Annotated in this window: 16 protein-coding genes; 8 read left to right on the top strand and 8 right to left on the bottom strand. The window is 69.9% G+C overall.

Annotated elements, in window-relative coordinates:
* Positions 1-225: 225 nt before the first annotated feature.
* Complete coding sequence (locus WMF45_RS23045; protein WP_437719000.1) at positions 226-2,538, top strand: glycoside hydrolase family 15 protein; 2,313 nt, start codon at positions 226-228, stop codon at positions 2,536-2,538.
* 41 nt (positions 2,539-2,579) lie between these two features.
* Here the strand turns inward: WMF45_RS23045 and WMF45_RS23040 are convergent, their stop codons facing one another.
* Complete coding sequence (locus tag WMF45_RS23040) at positions 2,580-3,401, bottom strand: polysaccharide deacetylase family protein (RefSeq protein WP_437718999.1); 822 nt, start codon at positions 3,399-3,401, stop codon at positions 2,580-2,582.
* Positions 3,402-3,718: 317 nt separating this feature from the next.
* On the opposite strand from WMF45_RS23040, the gene WMF45_RS23035 reads away from it, so the two are divergent.
* From WMF45_RS23035 to WMF45_RS23015, 5 genes are all read left to right on the top strand, one after another.
* Entirely contained in the window at positions 3,719-4,897 is a 1,179-nt protein-coding gene (locus WMF45_RS23035) for an alpha/beta hydrolase family esterase (RefSeq protein ID WP_437718998.1), read from the top strand.
* 432 nt (positions 4,898-5,329) lie between these two features.
* Positions 5,330-6,100, top strand: a complete 771-nt coding sequence (locus WMF45_RS23030; RefSeq protein WP_437718997.1) for a response regulator transcription factor — start codon at positions 5,330-5,332, stop codon at positions 6,098-6,100.
* 446 nt (positions 6,101-6,546) lie between these two features.
* On the top strand, positions 6,547-6,954 hold the full coding sequence (locus tag WMF45_RS23025; RefSeq protein ID WP_437718996.1) for a Kazal-type serine protease inhibitor family protein: 408 nt from the start codon (positions 6,547-6,549) through the stop codon (positions 6,952-6,954).
* A 367-nt stretch (positions 6,955-7,321) separates the two neighbouring features.
* Positions 7,322-9,085, top strand: coding sequence for a CotH kinase family protein (locus WMF45_RS23020; protein WP_437718995.1), 1,764 nt, complete (start codon positions 7,322-7,324; stop codon positions 9,083-9,085).
* A 267-nt stretch (positions 9,086-9,352) separates the two neighbouring features.
* Positions 9,353-10,618, top strand: coding sequence for a serpin family protein (locus WMF45_RS23015; protein WP_437718994.1), 1,266 nt, complete (start codon positions 9,353-9,355; stop codon positions 10,616-10,618).
* A 28-nt stretch (positions 10,619-10,646) separates the two neighbouring features.
* On the opposite strand, the gene WMF45_RS23010 is transcribed toward WMF45_RS23015, so the two are convergent.
* From WMF45_RS23010 to WMF45_RS22990, 5 genes are all read right to left on the bottom strand, one after another.
* Positions 10,647-10,790, bottom strand: coding sequence for a hypothetical protein (locus WMF45_RS23010; protein WP_437718993.1), 144 nt, complete (start codon positions 10,788-10,790; stop codon positions 10,647-10,649).
* Entirely contained in the window at positions 10,787-11,650 is an 864-nt protein-coding gene (locus tag WMF45_RS23005; protein WP_437718992.1) for an MATE family efflux transporter, read from the bottom strand. Before WMF45_RS23005 ends, WMF45_RS23010 begins: the two co-directional genes overlap by 4 nt.
* A 165-nt stretch (positions 11,651-11,815) precedes the next feature.
* Positions 11,816-12,991 (bottom strand): hypothetical protein, encoded by a 1,176-nt coding sequence (locus WMF45_RS23000; RefSeq protein ID WP_437718991.1) that lies wholly within the window; start codon positions 12,989-12,991, stop codon positions 11,816-11,818.
* Positions 12,992-13,097: 106 nt separating this feature from the next.
* The gene (locus WMF45_RS22995; protein ID WP_437718990.1) at positions 13,098-13,487 is read right to left on the bottom strand and encodes a hypothetical protein; all 390 of its coding nucleotides are present in this window, start codon (positions 13,485-13,487) and stop codon (positions 13,098-13,100) included.
* 339 nt (positions 13,488-13,826) lie between these two features.
* Complete coding sequence (locus WMF45_RS22990; protein WP_437718989.1) at positions 13,827-14,276, bottom strand: hypothetical protein; 450 nt, start codon at positions 14,274-14,276, stop codon at positions 13,827-13,829.
* A gap of 43 nt (positions 14,277-14,319) precedes the next feature.
* On the opposite strand from WMF45_RS22990, the gene WMF45_RS22985 reads away from it, so the two are divergent.
* Positions 14,320-14,679 carry an SLOG family protein gene (locus WMF45_RS22985; protein WP_437718988.1) on the top strand — a complete coding sequence of 120 codons (360 nt, stop codon included), beginning with the start codon at positions 14,320-14,322 and terminating at the stop codon, positions 14,677-14,679.
* Between the two features lie 272 nt (positions 14,680-14,951).
* A complete protein-coding gene (locus WMF45_RS22980; RefSeq protein WP_437718987.1) occupies positions 14,952-15,482 on the top strand; it encodes an HD domain-containing protein in 531 nt (176 codons plus the stop codon).
* A 449-nt stretch (positions 15,483-15,931) separates the two neighbouring features.
* On the opposite strand, the gene WMF45_RS22975 is transcribed toward WMF45_RS22980, so the two are convergent.
* Together WMF45_RS22975 and WMF45_RS22970 are read right to left on the bottom strand one after the other, a co-directional pair.
* On the bottom strand, positions 15,932-17,308 hold the full coding sequence (locus WMF45_RS22975; protein ID WP_437718986.1) for a DUF5939 domain-containing protein: 1,377 nt from the start codon (positions 17,306-17,308) through the stop codon (positions 15,932-15,934).
* Positions 17,309-17,436: 128 nt separating this feature from the next.
* The gene (locus WMF45_RS22970) at positions 17,437-20,184 is read right to left on the bottom strand and encodes a bifunctional acetate--CoA ligase family protein/GNAT family N-acetyltransferase (protein WP_437718985.1); all 2,748 of its coding nucleotides are present in this window, start codon (positions 20,182-20,184) and stop codon (positions 17,437-17,439) included.
* Positions 20,185-20,328 lie beyond the last annotated feature (144 nt).

Genomic DNA, 20,328 nt, shown 5'->3' with positions numbered 1-20,328 from the left:
GCAAAGCTTCCTTCCGTTGGGCGTCCGTCGCGAATTGTCCCGAGGGGAACCTCGGTGCTCACGCCGGTGCGCGCAGGAGCCGCACACCGCGCGGCGCTTGGCCGATCACCCCAGCGGAGGAGCGTCGGCCATGCCTTGAGGGCCGTGGGTTGGGCGTCAATGGACCGGGCGTTGCACGCTTCCAGACCGACGCGCTGCGCGCTCCTCGCTGGTCGGAGCCGGTCCATGCGAAATCTCGGAAGAACGCTGCTGGTCGCGGCCCTTGGCGCCTCGCTCCCGCTCGCCGGCGTGGCGAGCGCCGCAACGCCCACCGGCGCGGCGCCTGGATCCTCGTCCGCGGGGAGCTGGTCTCGAGGCTCCAAGGATCTCTTCGGCGCCGCCTACGAGAGCTACGACGAGGACCTGAAGTACTCGGCGCGCTCCGACACGGCCCCGATCAGCAACGTCTGGTTCACCGGAGCGAGCGGCATCCTGACCGAGGTGTTCTGGCCGACGAACGATACCCCGCAGACGCGGGACAGCCAGCTGCTCGTCACGGCGGCCGGCAGAGGCCTCTTCGAGGAGCGGCGAGACGCACGGCGGAGCGTCCGCTGGATCGAGCCCGGCGTGCCGGCATTCCGGGTGATCACGGAAGATCCGGGCGGGAGGTTCAGGATCGAGAAGATCGTCTTCGCCGATCCCGATCGCGACGTGGTCCTGCAGCGGCTGAAGATCACCAGGAAAGTCCGAGGGCTCAGGTTCTTCGTCCTTCACAACCCCAGCGCGGGGAACACGCCGCTCGGCGACAGCGCGATGGCGAGCACCGGAGGCACGCCGGGGGCAGGGCTCTTCGCCTGGCAAGGCCCCTTCGCCCAGGCCCTCGTGGCCTCTGTCCCCTGGCGCGACGCCACAGCCGGCTTCTCGGGCGCCGAGAGCGACGGCTATCGGGACCTGCAGAACCACCGCACGCTGACCACCCACTGCCGCGACGCGAAGGACGGGGACGTCGTGCTGACCGGCGAGCTGGATCTCCCGCTGTCGCCAGGCGTCCATGAGCTCACGCTGGCGCTCGGCTTCGGACGCGACATCGACGAGGCCCACCGCGCGGCTCAGGCGTCGCTCCGCGAGGACCCCGGCGCGCTCCTCGACAGGTACCGCGCGCAGTGGCGCGCCTATCAAGCGTCCCTCCGTCCGCTCGGGGGCGCTTCTCCCGACCTCGCGCGCCTCTACCGGAGCTCCGTGGCGGTGATGAAGTCCCTCGAGGACAGGGCGCACCCCGGTGCCTTCATCGCGTCGCCGTCCGTGCCCTGGGGCGACGTCAGGCTCGACCGGGCGAGCGCGAGCTCGCCGAGGACCTCGGACAGGATCACGGGGGGTTACCACCTCGTGTGGCCGCGCGATCTCAGCCAGATCGCGCTCGCGCTGCTCGCCGCGGGCGACACGCGCTCGCCCGTGGCCGCGGTGCAGTTCATGAAACGTGTCCAGCTCTCCGCGTCGGACGGCACGTGGGATTTCGGCTCTCTCCATGTCTCGAAGGAGGGTTCATTTTACCAGAACACCTGGTCCGACGGAGAACCGTACTGGAGAGGCCTGGAGCTCGATCAGGTCGCGCAGCCGATCGACGTCTGTTTCCACGTGGTCAAAGACCGGCTCGTCGCGGCCGACGCGTGCTGGGAGCTCGCGCGCCGCGCCGCCGATTTCCTTGTCGCCTTCGGCCCATGGACCCCGCTCGATCGATGGGAGGAGGTCTCGGGCATGTCGCCGTCGACCCTGGCCTTCGTCTGCGCCGCGCTCGTCCATGCCGCGGACATCGCGGGCGCGATGGGTGACCCCGAGCGCGAGGCCCGGTACAGAGAGACGGCCGAGCGCTGGGCCCGGCAGATCGACGGCTGGACGTTCACCACCCAGGGGGGCACCGGCAAGGGGCGGTATTTCGTGCGCGTCGACGCGACCGGCAGCCCGGACGCCCCGAGGGACCCGAACGACGAGCGACGCTACGTCTTGCGTGGCCGGTCCTGGCTGGAGCGCGACGTCGTTGATTGCGGCTTCCTCAGGCTCGTCGTCCTCGGGGTGCGCCCGGCGCTCGCGGCGAGCATCGCCGACTCGCTGGCGGCCTGCGACGCCGCGCTGCGCGTCGAGGTCCCTGGGGTCGGCCCCGGGTTCTATCGCTATGTCGGCGACGGGTATGGCTTCGACCCGCGCACGGGCGAGCGGACGAGAGGGATGGTATGGCCGATGCTCACGGGCGAAAGAGCCGAGTACGAGCTCGCGAAGGCGCTCGCGAAGTCCAGCTCGCCGGCGGCGGCGCGCAAGAGGATGCGCCCCTACCTCGAGGCGATGGGGCGCTTCGCGACCGCGTCCCAGATGTTGCCGGAGCAGGTCTTCGATCGCGGGTCCGGCGCCGGCCAGCCGACCGGCGCGGCTGCGCCCCTCGGGTGGGCGCACGCGGAGTTCGTCCTGACCCTGCGCCAGCACGACGACGCGATGCTCTTCCGCCTGCCGATGAGCAGCGCCGGAGGCGCCGCCCGAGGGGACGCGCGCGGCTCCTCCGCTCCGTGATGGATCCGCCTCGGGGGGGCCTCGTCCACGCCACGGGCAGCCTAGCGAGGCACCTCGCCGTGGATCACCTGGCGCACCGTCAGGACGACGACGCGGCCCGCGTCGCGCTCCTCCGCGAGCCAGTCGAGGAGGGTGGAGAAGTCCTGTCTGGAGATGCTGTACTTGCCGCAGGCGTCACAGACATGGTGGAAGATGAGCTGTATCCATCCGCCGTCCTGCTGCGCGCCGCGGATGAGCTCCTTGATCGTGGGGACGCCCTGGTCGCGGGTGAGGGAGCCGGGCGCGCGGGTGGCGGTCGGGTCGGGGGGAGGGATGGACTCCGTCCGTGGGCACAGGATGCATGAGGCGAACGCGAGCCCGCCCGCGCGCCTTCCGCTGTCGTAACCGCAGGAGCGCACCAGCTCGACGCTGACGCTGTCGTGAGCGCCCCAGGGGTAGGCGAAGTCGCTCACGGCGAAGCCCAGCGCGAGGAGGGCGCGGCGATCATCGCAGATCTGCCGGCGCTGCTCGCTGACCTCGAGCCCGGGCAGCCGCACGTGATTCATGGTGTGGCCGCCGATCTCGTGGCCGTCGGACGCGAGCGCGCGGAGCTGCGCGACCGTCAGGTAGCCTGGGCGGTCGAGCACACCGCTGTTCACGAAGAACGTGGCATGCATCCCGTGCTCGGCGAGGATGGAGCGCACGGAGAGCTGATCCGCCAGCGTGTCGTCGAATTCGATGGACACGACGAGGGCGCCCGGGTGACGCCGCGTCAGGTGGACCGGGGAGAGGAGGACGGCGGCCAGGCACGCGACGACGAACGCCAGCACCGCCTGCTGTCGGCGCGTCGCGACGCGCCGCGCACAGCCCCTCTCCGTGGGCACGATCTCCACGGAACACGTCGACGTATCATCGACCGTGCCTGGGCCTCCGGCGCCCATCCGGGAAGACCGGCGCGCTCCGCGCCTCCCAGGAACGCCTGGAGATGCTCCCCGGACGGCGAGCGGCTGCGGCGTCGAGGCATAGGCACGTATGCCCATGCCTCGAGCGAGCGACCTCGGATATGACAGTCACGTGCATCGGGTGACATGACGACGGACGGCGAGCCGGGAAGACAAGGACGGCGCTGTCGCGCGCTTCCGAGGACGTGGCCCGAGCACCGGATGGCGGTCTTGAACCCACCGGACAGAGGTGCTGACCAATGACGTACGGACGAACGAGTTTACCGAAGCTGATTCTGGTGTTGGGAGCGCTCGGCCTCTCCCTCTGGGGCTGCGGTGGCGAAAGCGATGGGACCGACGGCGACGGCGGCGGCCCCGCCGCCGGCGCCGGCACGAGCGGCACCTCGGGCAGCGGGAGCGTGTCGGCGGGCACGACGGGCCCGGCCAGCGGCACCAGCACCGGCAGCGAGGGCGCCAGCACGAGCGGCGCGGGGGGCGATGCCAGCGCGAGCGGCGCGGGGGGCGGCGCCAGCACGAGCGGCGCGGGGGGCGGCGCCAGCACGAGCGGCGCGGGTGGCGGCGCCAGCACGAGCAGCGCGAGTGCCGCCAGCACGAGCGGCGCGGGTGGCGGCGAGCCCGTCACCTGCCCGTCGCCCGCGCTGAGGGCCGGCGACACGAACAAGACGATCACCGTCGGCGGCTCGAACCGCAGCTATGTCCTGCATGTCCCTGCCGCGTACGACGGCAGCAAGCCGGTGCCCCTCGTGGTGGACCTCCACCCCCTCGGCGGCTCCGGCCCGTCGGAGCGATCGGGCTCGCCGTATCCGGCGCAGACCGACCCGGAGGGGGTCATCATGGCCTTCCCGTCAGGGCTGGCCGGCCCGTCTGGCGGCGCCTGGAACGTGGGGCCCTGCTGCGTGAAGAACACCGACGACGTCGCCTTCGTCAAGGCGATGGTGGCCGAGATCCAGGAGACCGCCTGCATCGACTCCAAGCGCATCTACGCGGTCGGCTTCTCGATGGGAGGTGGAATGTCCCACTACCTCGCTTGCCACGCGGCCGATACGTTCGCCGCCGTGGCGCCCGCCGCCTTCGATCTCCTGCAGGAGAACATCGCCGATTGCAAGCCGTCGCGCCCGATCACCGTGATCTCGTTCCGCAGCACCGGGGATCCGATCGTGCCTTACGCCGGTGGACACTCCGCGGTGGTGAGCGGCATGCCCATCACGTTCCTCGGGGCGAAATCGACCCTCGAGAAGTGGGGCCAGATCAACAAGTGCACGGGCTCGCCATCGGCCGAAGACAGCAAGGGCTGCTCGACCTTCTCGAACTGCGAGGGCGGCGTCGAAGTGGCCCTCTGCACGAAGCAGGGAGGGGGCCACGACTACGGCAACGCCGCGGTCGGCTGGCCGGTCCTGAAGCGGCACACCATGCCGTAGCCTCTTCCTGACGCGCCCTCTGCGTGCTCGACGCGGCGCGTCCCCCCATTCCCGTGCACGGCGTCCCTCGATCCTCTCGCCGTCCTGCTCACACCCGCCTCGACATTCGAACGACTTCGCTGACATTCGAACGACTCCGCTGACATCGAGATACGATCCGCTGTGGGATGCGATGACGCTGCGCATCCACAGCGCGGTCTGCCGGCCTGCAGCGCCATCAGAAGAATCTGCTGCTGGTGTGCGAATACCGCGTGATCGTAGCTGCGGCGTGACACGCGAACTCGCGCGTTGGTGGCCGACGCCTTGATCGTTCGAGGTGGCGAGTGATACTTTGGGAGCCTGCCTCCCGAGCGGCTTCGTCGTCCAGCGGGAGGCGTCAACGAGCTTCCCATGAAGGTCAGCGGAACCACAATCCTGACGCGGAAAACCTTGGTGAGCCGGAGATTCGGCTCGGAAGCGTGGCGCGCCCTCTTTCGAGACATGGCGCTGAGCCACCCGTGGTTCAGGCAGCCGATCACGGCCAGCAGCCTGGTTCCGCTGCCCGAGTTCCTCACGTTCCACGACGAGCTCGTGCGGCGCTTCTATCCGGACCGCAAGGACGCCCTCTTCGAGCTCGGGGCCGAGTCGGCGCGCTGGGCGCTCGTCGATGGCCCGCTGAAGCGCTTCGTCCGAGATCCGGGGATGTCCTCGCTGGTCACGGCCATTCCCACCCTCTGGCATCGTTATTTTTCCGAGACCGACAGCCGCTCCGAAGCGGCGCTGCGGGACGCCGGCGTCGAATTTCGAGTTCACGACCTTCCGGCCTGGCACCCGTATTTCGAGCACTTCGTGATCGGGTACACGAAGGAGATGCTGGAGCTCTATTGCGCCAACCCGATCTGGACCCATCGCCTCGCCGGGGGGCGCGGCACGACGTACAACTATCTGCTCGCCACCGATCCCGTTCCGAGCGCTCCTCCGAGCGGAGAGCGCGCCGGCGGCGGGTGCGCTCGGCTCGTCCGATCACGAAGGGCGCTCACGGCGCGCGAGCTGGAGGTGCTGCGGCTGGTCGGGGTCGGCAAGACCAACCGCGAGATCGCCGTCGTCCTTCACATCTCCCAGAAGACCGTGCAGCATCACATCGCCCACGCCTACGACAAGCTCGGCATCTATAGCCGCGCCGGCGCGACGCTGTGGCTGGGCGAGCGGGGGCTCCTGGGCTGAGGGGCGACGCGAGCGCGCGCCGCTCGCCGGCCTGCTGAGCGACGAGCGCTCGCCGGGAGAGCGCTCGCCTCACGGTCGCCTGGCACCACGCTGCGGGGGCAGGTTGCGCCAGCCCTCGCTCACCTTGCGCAGCTTTCGCCCGATCCGGGCGGCCCCGACGACGCAGCCGGGCGTGCCCGCCGTGGAGACCGCGCCGCCCGACGTGTGGCCCGACTCCTGCCAAGGAGACTGTGCCCCCCGCAGCGCTGCGACCGTCGGCTCGAGGTCTCATCGCACGTAGGTCGCGTCGAGTTGACTCTCATTCTCGCGGACCGATCGGCAGGGGGATGACAGGGATCACGCGCCGCGCTCGCGCTCGGCGCAAGGCGCCCTTTCTCTCCAGGAGAGGGGCTCGCGCACGGTCATCGCTTTGCCGGGAGCGGCGAGGCGACATTGGAGGAAACATCATGAACGTTCAGGCTTGGTTCAAGGGCAGTCGCATTGCATCCGTCGTCTGGCTCGCGCTCGCCATGGCCCCGCTCGCCGCCGGCTGTCAGGTGGAGGTGGCGGACGATGCGCCCGAATCGATCGACTCCGAGTCGAGTGAGGTGAGGGGAGGCGGCGAGCACCAGGGCGGCGTCTGCGGCGGCTTCGCCGGGATCGCGTGCGAGCGCGGCTTCTTCTGTGACTACGACATCAAGGCGCAGTGCGGCGCGGCCGACCAGACGGGCGTGTGCGCGCCCATCCCGCAGGCGTGCACCCAGGTGTACAATCCCGTTTGCGGCTGCGACGGCAAGACGTACAGCAATGCATGCTTCGCGAACGCGGCAGGCGTGTCGGTCGCGTCGCGCGGCAAGTGCGGCGCGCCCTCGTGAGCGCGCGCCGCGGGGGGCCTGATGTGCCGCGTCCTCCCGCGGCGTCGACTCGATAGCTCTCGCCGCCCTCCCGCGTCGATGTCAACCTGCCTTGCTCTCCTCGGGGAGCGGAGGGGCCTGCGCGATCGTCGCGGGAGGGCGCGCGGCGCGCCTGCGCCGCCCTCCTCCCACGTGGAAGTCTCCCCTGCATCATGAATGGAAAGTTCCACCGCGAGCGATGTGGAAGGTTCCACCGCACGCCAGCCCGGCGCCTCGGGCCGATCTGGCCGATGACGGCATGCCGCACGCTTCCGGCGCGAGGTTTCGTCACACGATCGATGCAGAATTGACATAATATCGCCCCGAAACGCGAGCTGAGGAGCGATCGATGACCTTGAGAATTCTTCGTTGCCTGTTGCCTGTCGCCACGCTGGCGGCCGCGCCTCTCGTGGGCTGCGGCTCGTCCGACGACCCCGGCGCGACCGGGGCGGGCGCCGGCGCGAGCAGCAGCACCGGAGGGCAGGGCTCGGGCGGCGACGGCGCAGGCGGCGACGGCGAGGCGGGCGGCGTCCCCACGGAGCCGCCGGATTACGCCGCCGCGTTCCCGCAGGACCGGGTTCCCCGCATCGACATCACCATCACGCCCGAGCAGTGGCAGCAGATGGTCGACGACATGACGGACATGGTCGGCGAGTTCGGCTCGCAGGGCGGTCCATTCGCGCCGCCTCCGGAGTGGGTCACGGCCTGTGATGGTCTCGTGGCCGGCGACGCCTGCACGATAGACCTCTTCGGGGCTCCCGCCGAGGGAGCGTGCACGGAGCTCCCCGGCGGCCTGACCTGCCAGCCGACCCCGCAGGAGCCCGGGGAATTCGTGCCGCCGCCGGACTGGATCGCCGCCTGCGAGGGGCTGGCGGCGGACGCCGCCTGCACGATCGACATCTTCGGGACCGCCACCGAGGGGGCGTGCACCGACATCGAGGGCGAGCTGGCCTGCATGCCGCCCGGCCCTGGGGGCGGCGATCCGGGGCTCGCCAGCAGCGTCGAGCTGCTCCCGCGCACGCCTGCCTACGTCGAGTGCGACGTGGCCACCGAGGATCGGCAGTGGAAGCACGTCGGCATCCGCTTCAAGGGCAACTCGAGCCTGCTCTTGCCCTGGAACGCGGGCAACTGGAAGCTGCCGCTGCGCCTCAACTTCGACCGATTCGAGGACGAGTATCCCGAGACCAAGAATCAGCGCTTCTACGGGTTCGACTCGATGTCGTTCGCGAGCGGGTACCTGGATCCCTCGCTCCTGCGCGAGAAGATCGGCACCGACATCTTCGCCAAGGCGGGGATCCCCGCGCCCGCGACCGCGTTCTACCGGGTCTTCATCGATCACGGGGAAGGGCCCGTCTACTTCGGGCTGTACACCGGCATCGAGCTCCCGTCGGACGAGGCGTTCCTCGACACCCATTTCGGCGGCCACAAGGGCAACCTCTACAAGCCCGATGGCACCGGCGCGCGGTGGGAGACGTGGGATCCTGACTCCATCGTCAAGGAGAACAACGAGGACGACACCGATCTCTCGGACGCGCGGGCGCTGTTCGACGCGCTGCACGCCGACAGGACCGACGCCGCCGCCTGGCGCGCGGGGCTCGAGGCGCGCCTCGACGTCGACGGCTTCCTGCACTGGTTCGCGCTGAACGCGGTGGTCGAGGACTGGGACGTGTACGGCCGCCTGCCGCACAACTACTATCTCTACGCGGACCCGAACAAGGGCGGGCAGTTCACGTGGATCCCCTGGGATCACACCTTCGCGTTCTCGGACGCCGACGCGGGCGTGACCATCGGGCTGACGGCGCTGCCCCTCTCGATGGCCGAGGTGACCGAGCAATGGCCGCTCGTCCGGTTCCTGCTCGACGATCCGGTCTATCTCGGGGTCTACCGCGGCTACGTGGCGCAGGCCGCCACCAAGGAGTACGAGGCGGCCGCCTCCGAGGCGTGGTTCAAGGCGGCGCACGACCTGATCGCGCCGTATGTGGTCGGGCCGGAGGGCGAGATCGAGGGGCACACGCACCTCACGACGCCCGAGGACTTCGAGAACGGACTCGCCACGCTCATCGCCCACGCCAAGGGACGGACAGCGGAGGTCGCCCTCTACCTCGAGCAGTGAGGGTCGCGTCGTAGCCTCACAGGAGGGTCGAGCCACGCGCCGCCGAACCCGCTGGACCGGATCCTGGCGTGGGTGAACACAAAAGCGCCATGTGCCACAGTGGGCCAGCCTTGCCTCGCCGATCGCGGCCGCTGTTTCGATGATCGTCGCGACCGCGGGGAGCTGTCGGTACCGCCAGACTGGACGGCGCCGTGGCCTTGGCACAAGCCGTGCTGTGTCAAGGGCATGCGCTATTATCAAATTTTTTCAGTCCTGATCCCCTTGTCCATGATCCTCGCCGGCTGCGACTCCGAGCAGCCGGGGCCTGAGCCCTTTCCATCCGGATGCAGCGATCCGGAGACACCGGGGTGCGTCGTCGCCTCCGAGAAGCAGCGGATCCTGGCCCCCTCGGTGCCGGACGCCGATCGCAAGGCGCTCGCCGACGGCAACACGGCGTTCGCGCTCGACCTCTATGCGAAGCTCGGCAGCGATCCGGGGCGCAACGTCTTCTATTCGCCGTACAGCGTGGCGAGCGCGCTGGCGATGGCGTACGCGGGCGCGCGCAGCGAGACGGAGGCGGAGATGGCGAGCGCGCTGCGCTTCACGCTGCCCCAGGAGCGGCTGCACCCGGCGTTCAACGCGCTGGATCTGGCGCTCGAGAGCCGCGGCGAGATCGCCGAGGGTCAGGACGGCGAGGGGTTCCGGCTCAACATCGCCAACGCGCTCTGGGGGCAGGCCGGGCATCCGTTCCTGCCCTCGTTCCTCGACGTGCTCGCGGAGAACTATGGGGCCGGGATGAACCTCGTCGACTTCGCCCAGCCGAGCGAGGCCCGGGAGATCATCAATGGCTGGGTGGCCGAGCGCACCTGGGGCCGGATCAAGGACATCGTGCCGGAAGGCGCCGTCAGTGCCTCGACGCGGCTCGTGCTGACGAACTCCATCTATTTCAGCGCGGCGTGGAAGTTCCCCTTCGACGAGGAGGCGTCGGACATAGCCGACTTCACGCTGGCGGACGGCTCCTCGATCTCCGTGTCGATGATGGCCGGCACGGCGGAGGTCCGTTATGGCGAGGGCGACGGCTACGCGGCGCTGGAGATGCCCTATTACGGGGACGAGGTGTCGATGGTGCTCGTGCTGCCGTCCGACATCGAGGCGTTCGAGGAGGGCCTCGACGGCGCGCGCCTCGACGGCGTCCTGGGCTCGCTGGAGCCGCGGAATGTCACCATCGGGCTGCCGAGTTTCAGGGTGGAGTCGACGTTCGACCTCATCCCGCCCCTCGAGGAGCTGGGGATGACCGCCGCCTTCGGCGCCGCGGATTTCTCGGGGATCGACGGGCAGCGGAGCCTTTCAATCTCCGCCGTTGTCCACAAGGCGTTCGTCTCCGTGAACGAGGCGGGCACGGAGGCCGCGGCGGCGACCGCGGTGGCCCTCGACGAGAGCGGGCCGCCCGAGCCCGCGGCCATCCGCTTCGATCGTCCGTTCTTCTTCTTCATCCGGGACAACGCGACGAGCGCGATCCTGTTCGTGGGCCGCGTGGCCGACCCGGCGGCATAGCGGCGCGCGTCCGGCGCGCGGGCGCGGCTCACCCGGCGGTCGCCTCGCTCAGCGGGGCGCTCGCCTCCGCGCCCTGCCCGTCGAGCCTCCGGAACTCCCGGCCGATCAGGGGGATCACGAGCACGAAGATCGCGATGTCGATCGCGGCGTTCGCCCAGAACACCCCGCTCACTTCACCCTGCCGTAGCGCCGCGCCCCGTAGCTGATCCCCTCCACGGGCTGCAAGGCCCGCATCACGCCGAACAGCGGCGTCATCAGGAACAGGGAGATGCGGTTGCAGGCGGCGAAGAAGGCGACGTCGCGCTCCGTGCCATAGGTCGACACCGCCCCGTAGACCACGAGGTTCTGGACGACGCCCATGATGCACACGATCATCGCCGGCATGCCCAGAGAGACGATCTGCCGCCGGATCGACGGGTCGATGCGGATCGCGCGCCAGGCGGTGTCGAACGAGGCGCGGCCCCTCGCGTAGTACAGGAGCCCGATGGCCGAGTAGACGAACATGGCCGCGTTGGTGGCCCAGGCCGCGCCGTGCACGCCCCAGCCGAACGTGTGGATGAACAGCGGCTTCAGGGCGACGTCCACCCCCAGGCCGAGGGAGATCATCCAGGCCGCCGTCTTCATCTTGCCTTCGCCGCGAACGGTCATGTTCAACGTGAGGCCGTGCACCCAGAACAGCGCGCCGAGGGCCGTCGCCTGGAGGTACGCGGTGCCGTGCGCGAGGATCTCCCCGCTGCCGCCCATCGCGCGCACGAGCGGCTCTGCAAACCAATAAGCGAGCACGGTGTACGGCAAGCTGACGAGGAGCGACAGCCCGTTCACGCTCCCCAGGAGGCCGTGGAGCTTGCCCCGGTCGTCCGCGCCCAGGTAGATGCTGAGCGCCGTGCCGGCGCCGGTCCCGATCAGGCTGCCCAGCCCCAGCGTGATCTGCGACAGGGGATGGGCGACCCCGACGCCGGCCAGGGCGCTCTCGTTCATCAGCTGGCCCACGAACACGGCGTCCAGGAACGAGTTGAGCCCGTACAGGACCAAGGACCATGGCCAGCACGGCCGGCCACGAGAGCCGCCACATCAGGCCTTCAGGTCGCCTTCGAGGATGAATTGCTTGTGGGCGTCTCTATCGCTCATGGCACGGTCGGCGCCTGGTCTGAAAGAACGAACCACGCTTCGGCCGTCGCCGATTCCGGCGTCGAGGCGTCATCTCGAAGGGCTGCGCGGTTTTCGCCGACGCGCCGGGCGTCGCCGGGAGGCCGCCCCGAGGCGCTTTTGGATCGCCGCCTGCGTTTCGCGAGGCAGCGTCGCGATGTACTCCGCGGACAACGCGCGGAGCATCGCGTCCGGCAGGGCGAGCACCGCCTGCGCCTCGGTGAGCCCAGCGAGCCGCTGCTCGGGGGCGAGCCCAGCGAGCCGCTGCTCGGGGGCGAGCCCGGCGAGCCGCTGCTCGGGGGCGAGCCCGGCGAGCCGCTGCTCGGGGGCGAGCCCGGCGAGCCGCTGCTCGGGGGCGAGCCCGGCGAGCCGCTGCTCGGGGGCGAGCCCGGCGAGCCGCTGCTCGGGGGCGAGCCCGGCGAGCCGCTGCTCGGGGGCGAGCCCGGCGAGCCGCTGCTTGGGCGGCACCCGCGCGACGAGGCGCGTGAGCACCTTCTCGAAGCTCTCGACCACCCGTTTTTCGTCCTTCATGTGCCGCTTCCTCTGCCCCGGGAGCGGACGTCGAAGCTGCTCGACATGCTCCAGGAGCGCCCAGAACACCGCGATCTCCGCCGGGGAGAGCGCCGGGATCCCGCCGGGGTCGGCGACCATCCCAGGCGTCACAGTGTACAGCAGATGGTCGCCCTCGCGAGCGTTCGCCGGTACCGTCTCCACCACCCGCAGCGGAAAGACGCAGAGCCGACCCTCGTGTGTGCCCGGTCCCGTGGGCGTGAGCGCGCAGTCGAGCGACCTGAGCGCCGCGACGAAGCGCGGGGTCAGGCGGGGCGCGAGCACGCGGAGGGCGACGGAGGCGGGGTCCTCAATCTCTGCAACGACGAGGTACTGCAGCGCGTAAGCGAGGAGCATGCGGGCGTCGTCGCGTTCGAGCTCGTCGGTCGGCCCCTTGAAGTGCACCAGGGTGTGCTCGGCCAGCCCGCCCACGACGCTGGTGAGAAGGCTCGGCCTGGGCGGGGCGCCGCGCCGCCGGCGCCGAAGGATGACGAGGTCGACGCGGAGCGGCTCGCGCGCGAGCTGAAACTCCGAGATGCACTGATACCAGCCCGCGGGCAGCACGTGCTCGAGGAGCGCGACGAGCACCGGGTGCCACGCCGTGTACACGCGGACGCGACGGCGCCCCTGCGGGGAGCGCGTCCCGCTCTTCGTCGCCGTTCGCGCGGCCTTCGCCATGCGGAGCAGCGTTACCACGAGCGCCGTCGACAGGCGAGCTCGTGGCGTGAAGCGGTGACGCCGGCGGCGCTGCGCGGTCCCCCGCCATTCATGACCACCTGCACGATTACGTGACACCCGGAGTCGTCGTTCCGGTGAATGCATCCCAGGCCCGAATGTAAGCACGCGCATCGGGTCCCAGATGAGAGGCGACGCGCGCAACGGCGGCAGGGGCATCGACGCTGCGGGCGCAGATTGCCTCCAGGAGCCCCGTCGCGACCGCATCTGCCTCTGGGCCACTTCCTGACAGCGAACGCTCCACGAGCCGCGAAACTTCATCAAGCGTGATGTCATCGAGGTCGGATTCAAGCTGGACAAGCGCACGACCGATGCTGCCGAAGACGACCGTCACAGGCGCCGAATCGGGCTCCCAGTAGGCAACGACCTCAGACACCGCTTCCCGCAGCTTCGGGTGGCAGGCGGCGAAATCCTGGTACGGGTTGAGCGAGTCTGCCATCAACGTTCTCCTGCTCTGAGAGGGCTCCCCTCGACGTTCAGGCGGTACGGGGCCGGGGAGAGCCTCGGTGACGAGGTCGTCGAGATTCCGATGGAGATATGTGCGGTCGGTCTTGGACCGTGGAGAGACATGAGCCCGTCGCTCGATGAAATGGCGTTCAGGGTGGCCCCGTCCAGCACCGTCGCCGCTGGGCTGTCGAGTGCGCCGCCCGGCCGTCGCACCCCTGTCCCATGAGCCGCCCCCATGGGGACGATACTACAGGGCTATGCCGCTTCTGTAAGGGCGATCTTCGTGTCGGCCGGGCGCGGTCGAGGCCGGTCCGACTGGCGCCGAGGCGGCCTACAGCGGTTGCGCACGACGGTCTGATCGCCGCTGGCGCGCACGATCTCGTGCGAGCGGCGTCACCGCGAAGACGCGGCAGTCGACGCGCTCCTCGCCCTGCGGGTCGCCGGAAGGCCGCGGCACCTGGGTGAGCCGCGGCGACAGGCACACCGTCCGCAGCGCGACGGGCCCCGCGGCGTGCGCGCAATGCATGAAGTGGGCCGCGATGAACGCCGCGCGCTGCGGCGGCAGGATCCAGTGGGCGCTGCCGACCTCGAGGTGCAGGACGCCCGGGCTCGCGTAGAGCAGCTGGTGCTTGCGGTGCGCGTGCACGTCGCCGCTGAACGGCAGCACATCGTCGGCGAGCCCGAACGCGGGCAGGTCGACCGCATCGACGTCGACCTGCCCGCGCGGATGGTTCGGCGGGCGGGTGCTGCCGCCGGGAGGACCAGCCGGGGGTGTGCACATGCTGATGTTCCCGCTCCGCGCGCTTCGAGGGTAGGATGGCGGAATGACGCGTGTGATCGTCGCCGGCGCTGTGGCGTGGACCAACCTGGATGCGATCCGGCGCGAGCTGGCGAAGCTCCCGGCAGGGGCGACCGTGATCCACGGCGACTCGCCGGGCGCGGACGCCCTCGCCGGGCGCGTCGCAGCCGAGCTGGGGCTCGACGTGGAGCCGATGGCGAAGAACAAGGCGGACTATGCGAAGTACAAGCGTGGTGCCCGGAAGGGGCTCAACGAGCGGATGCTTGCGAGCGGGGTAGTGCGGGTGCTGGTGTTTCATCCGGCGGTCGACAAGAGCCGCGGGTCGGGACACCTCGTCGGGCTGGCGAAGGCGGCTGGTGTCGAGGTGAGCGTGTTCGTGGAGTGAGGGGCACGGAGGGCGCGGCTGGCAGGAGCGCAACGGAGGAGAGGTTCCGGGACATGACGGCAGTTTGGCGACAGCACCCGAGGCTCGAGGGCCGCTTCCACGGTGTCCAGGTCGTCCAGCACAAGGACGTCAGAGAGGAGGACGGTGAGAGGCCGGGCGAGCGGGCGGAACAGCAGCCTCCGGGCAAAACGTGGTGGCAATTCGGGAAGTAAAGCATTGGATGAATGGCCATCACGAGAGGTCATCCAGGCGCGTGAAGGGCAAGACGTCTCATGTTTCCCGCCTCCCGCGATGACGCCAGATCGCTGCTCGCTACCCTGGGCGCTCCGCCTCACTTGCTGCGGCACGTCGAGCTCGTCGGGGAAGCGGCCGATCTGCTCATCGTCCTCTTCCGCGAGCAGGGCATCCCGATCGACGAGGACTTCGTGCGGGTTGGCGTGGTGCTCCATGACGCCGGCAAGATCGAGCACCATCGAGAGCTCACGGGGCCGGGCAGCGAGCACGAACCCGCAGGCGAGCGAATGCTCCTCGCGGCTTCCGTCACGCCGGCGCTCGCGAGAGTGTGCCTGTCGCACGCGCGCTGGCAGCAGATGGCCTCTACACTGGAGGAGCTCATCATCGCCCTGGCCGACAAGCTCTGGAAGGGAGTGCGCGCGCCGGATCTGGAGGAACGAGTGCTTCTGGAAGCCGCGGCGCGCGGCGGCCGTGATCGCTGGGGCCTGTTCATCCCCTTCGACTCTTGCTTCGAGAGGATCGCTGAACGAGGGCACTTGCGACTGGAACGTAGCCGGCACACGCGCTGACTCCCGGATAGATCCGCCGGCGCCTCTCGCCGCGGCTCAGCCGAGCGTTCGGAGGGCACCGCGACCTGGGGCGAGCATGACGGCAGACATCAGAGAGGCCGCTGGTGATTGACGAAGAAGGATGACGCCATGATCACATTCGCTGTCTCGGACGTGAAGCGTTGCGAAAGCGGACGACCCTCCATCACGCTCGAAGAGTCGTTTCAGGTCCGGTCGGAGCGAGGTTTCGAGGCCGCCGCGTGCAACCTGCCCGGTCTGATTCAGTCGAGAGCTCACGGGTTCGTCGAGGCAGTTTACCTGGCCTTCTATTGGCACGATTCACATGGTCTTCATGGGCGGCTTCACGGGCGTCTCGCAGGACGCGACCACGGGGGCCGTCAGGCCGGCGCGGAGCGCGCCGCTGGTCGTGCGCTCGCCAGCGGGTCCGGTTCGTCGGAGACGCGCGCGGGTCAGCGCGCAGCCATGCCGGGAAAACCCGCCGAATGCACGGTGCGGGTCCCCTCGATCCCCTTCAGGTCGACGTGCGAGGCGCGCGGCGGCGTCCAGCCCTCATCGGTGAGCAGGCCGACGAGCTCGGCGTCGGCGGCGAGCGGCGCAGAGACGGTGAGCTCGCCGCCTGCCGAGACGCCGAGCATGCGCGCCGCCGTGTTCACGGTGCGGCCGAAGTAGTCGAGGCGCTGGTTCAGGTTGACGAGCAGCGCCGGGCCGCGGTGCATGCCCGCCCGGAGCACGAGGCGCTCGCCCTCGGGCCGGCCGGCGTTGCGGCCGAGCATGCCGCGCATGGCTGCGCTCAGCGCCGTCACCGCGGACGGCTCGTCAAGGAAAGTGGCCATGACCGCGTCGCCGATGGTCTTGACCACCGCGCCGCCCTGAGCTTCGACGGCGCCAATCACGATGTCGAAGTGATCGCGCACCAGGTTGTACGCGGGGGCGTCGCCGATCCGCTCGTACAGCCGCGTGGAGCCGCACAGATCGGTGAAGACGACGAGGACCGACCGGACCGTCAGCCGCTCCCGCGCCGACAGCACCATGCCGCCGAAGTAGCGCCGGTACTCCGGCACATGGAGCAGCTCGAGCCCGCTGAGCCGCCGCGGCAGGCTGGCCGGATCGAGCTCGTCCTTCAGGACATCGTGATGAACGATGAAGCCGCACTGCGGCCAGCCGACGTTGGTGAGCGCGATCGTGAGCGGTCCGGGCCGCACCGCGAGCTCTGTCACGTCATAGCGGGGTCCCGCGAGCTGCGAGATCGCGACGGCCTGCACCTCGTCCGTGGGCTCACCCTCGACGCGAAGGATGCCCTTGGCGCGGGTCAAGGGGCAGAAGTAGCGGTAGCGGCCCGCGGGGAGCACCTCGGTCGCCGCCGCGGTCTCGCCGAGCGCGGCGGTCATGCCATAGCGGGGGTGGAGCGCCGACGGCGGCTGGCAAACGGGGGGGAAGCCGAGGTCCTCGATGGACCGGTTGAGCGAGAACGTCACCTCGACGCGCGCCGCGATGTCGACGTCGAAGGAGTACTCGCACATCGGGCAGAACGAGACGGCGGTGGCCGTGGCGAGGTCGTCGATCGCCTCGGCCAGCATGTTGCAATGGCTGCAGTGGACGTCCCAGTGCATGTCGAAGAGGCCAGTCTGGGTGCCGTGCAGCAGGACGCGGATGACCGCGTGCGCGTCGAGCGCGGTGTCCGCCGCGACCACGTGGGGGTTGATACGGTAGCGACGGATGAGCGGCGCGTCGTGGAGCCATCGCTCGACCGCGTCGATCTCGCCTGCGTTCACGGGGTGCTGCTGCCTGAGCCGCTCGAACAGGGTCTTCAGACGGTGGGTATCCATGGCTGCTCCCCGAGCATGCGCATGTCTCGTACGCGGCGGGAAGCGCCACGTGCGTGCCCGGCCGCGCCGCTCCCCTACGTTCCCACGGGGGCTCCAGCAGCGCGGCTGTCGCACAGGACCTATCGCGCCTACAGCGTCAGCTCTGCCCTCGCGGTCGAGTCCCCGATGTCGCGCGTCACCCGGAAGCCGAGCTTCTGCGCCACGCGCTGCATCTCCACGTTCTCGGCCAGGATGTCGGCGCTGATGCGGGAGAGCCCCTCGTCGCGGCCGATCTGGACGAGGAGGGCGAGCAGCCGGGAACCGAGCCCCTGCCTCTGGTGCTCGTCGCTGATCAGCAGGGCGAACTCCGCGTCGCGCGTGCCTGGCAGCTTGCTCAGCCGGCCTACGCCGATGATCTGCCGCTGCGCGCCGCCCGCGGGCGGCTTCTCGACCACGAGCGCCATCTCGCGGTCGTAGTCCGCGAAGCAGACGCGCGTCAGCCGCTCGTGCGCGGTGCGCAGGTCGAGCTGCATCGGGTAGAAATACCGGAGCCGCACGGTCCGCTCGGACAGCTTCTTGTGGAACTCGACCATCTGCGGCTCGTCCTCGGGGCGGATGGGCCGAATCGTGAACGACGCCTGCCCGTCCTTGCTCTTGAGCTCCGTCACATACTGGGTGGGATACTCGCGGATCGCCGACCTGGGGAGCGCGGACTCCGGCGTGTCGGGCGGGTGCAGGACGACACGGGCGTCGAGGGCGATGGCCCCCTCCGCGTTCACGGAGAGCGGGTTGATGTCGATCTCGCTTATCCACCGCTGCTCGATCACGAGCTGCGAGAACCTCACGAGCAGGTGCTCGAGCATCGTGAGGTCCACCGGCTTGCGGCCGCGCACGCCCTGGAGCGCGCGGTAGATCCTCGTCTGCTCCATCATCCGCCGGGCCAGCGTCGCGTTGAGCGGCGGCAGGCCGAGCGAGCGGTCCTTGAAGATCTCGACGAGCTGCCCGCCGGCCCCGAACAGGAGCACCGGACCGAACTGCGGATCGATCGAGCTGCCGAGGATGATCTCGTAGGCGTCCTTCAGCGAGATCATCGGCTGGACCGTCACGCCCTGGAAGTGCTGCGCGCCGGCCAGGCGCGAGACGCTCTCCTGGATCTCCTCGAACGCCCTGCGTACGGCGTCGTCGTCGCGCAGAGCGAGCTTCACGCCGCCCACGTCGGTCTTGTGGGTGATCGTCGCGCTGTACAGCTTGAGCACGGCCGGATACCCCATCTGCCTGGCCGTCGCCACGGCCTCGTCCGCGCTCCTCGCGACGGCCGTCGGCACCGTCGGGATGCCGTACGCGGCCATGAGCTGCTTCGACTCCACCTCATCCAGGAGCGTCCGCCCCGACGCGCGGACGCCGGCGATGAGCTCCCTGGCCCTCTCGCGATCGACGTTCAGCGCCCGCTCGTCCGTGCTCGGCGTCTCGTACAGGGCGCGGAGGGCGTACGCGTAACGGAACATCGAGCAGAACGAGCGAGCGGCGGTGTCGGGGTACTCGAACGTCGGGACCCCGGCGCGGTTCAAGATGGCTTTGCCCGCCTCCACCTCCACGCCGCCCATCCAGCTGGCGAGGACGGGCTTGCCGTCGACGTGCGCGTGCTTGCGCAGCGCCTCGGCGGTCTGGGTCGGCTCGGTCATGTCCTGCGGCGTGAGGATGACGAGCACGCCGTCGTTGTTCGGGTCCTTCGCGCAGATCTCCAGGGCCTTCGCGTAGCGGTCTTCGCCGGCGTCGCCGAGCACGTCGACCGGGTTGTTGCGGCTCCACGCGGCGGGGAGGAAGCCGCTCAGCTCGCCAAGGGTCTCCGGCGAGAGCGGCGCCAGCTCGCCGCCGTTCGCGACGAGCGCGTCCGCCGCCAGCACGCCCGGGCCGCCGGCGTTGGTGACGATGCACAGCCGGTTGCCGTGGGGCCGGGGCTGCTTGGCCAGCGTCTCGGCCATGGAGAACAGGTCCGCGATGTCGTTGACGCGCAGCACGCCCACGCGCCGGAACGCCGCGTCGAGCACCTCGTCCGAGCCGGTGAGCGAGCCGGTGTGCGAGGCGGCTGCCTTCGCCGCCGCCTCGCTGCGGCCTGGCTTGATCACGATGATCGGCTTGGTGAGCGCCACCTCGCGGGCGGCCGACAGGAACGCTCGCGCGTCGCGCGGGTCGCCGATCGACTCCATGTAGATGAGGATGCTGCTCGTCTTGGGATCGTTGCCGAGGTGGTCGATCAGGTCGCCCCAGCCGACGTCGAGCATCGAGCCGACGCTGACGAACGCGCTGAAGCCGACCTGCTCCTTGAGGCTCCAGTCGAGCACCGCCGTGCAGAGCGCGCCGGACTGGCTGATGAACGCGACCTTGCCCGGCCGCGCCTGCCCCTTCGCGAACGTCGCGTTGAGCCCGCCGATCGGGTTCATGACGCCCAGGCAGTTCGGGCCGATGATGCGCATCTTCCCGCGGGCGCGCTCCATGATCTGCTGCTCGAGCAGGACGCCCGGGGGGCCCATCTCCTTGAACCCCGCCGAGATGATGATCGCGCCGGGGACGCCGGCGTCCACGCACTCGCCGATGAGGCCCGGCACGCTCGAGGCGGGCGTGACGAGGACCGCGAGATCCACCTTCGCCGGCACGGCCGCGATGCTCGGATAGGCCTTGATGCCGAGGACGCTCTGCCGCTTCGGGTTCACCGGATAGACGGTGCCGCCGAACGGGTTGCTGATCAGGTTCCAGAGGAGCGTGCGGCCGACGGCGCCGCTGTTCTCGGTCGCGCCGATGACCGCGACATTCCGCGGCCTGAAGATGGGGTCGAGGCTCTGAGGCTCCTGACGAAGGACATCGTGGGCACGGTCGGTCATGGGTACGGAGTCAGCCATGAAGCTCCTCGAGGGTGGATGGGGCGAACGCGCCAGGGGCCGTTGCACGGGAACGACGATGGCCGTCGTGCCACACGGCCGGCCTCGGTGCATGCGGACTCTCTGCGAACAGAGCAGGGGCACGTTCCGTGCCCTGAGCTCGGA

The sequence above is a fragment of the Sorangium sp. So ce448 genome (genome assembly GCF_051520915.1).
In the GTDB taxonomy this organism is placed as follows: domain Bacteria; phylum Myxococcota_A; class Polyangia; order Polyangiales; family Polyangiaceae; genus Sorangium; species Sorangium cellulosum_B.
Note: the sequence above shows the minus strand (reverse complement) of the source record. Positions and strands in the feature narration are given on the sequence as shown.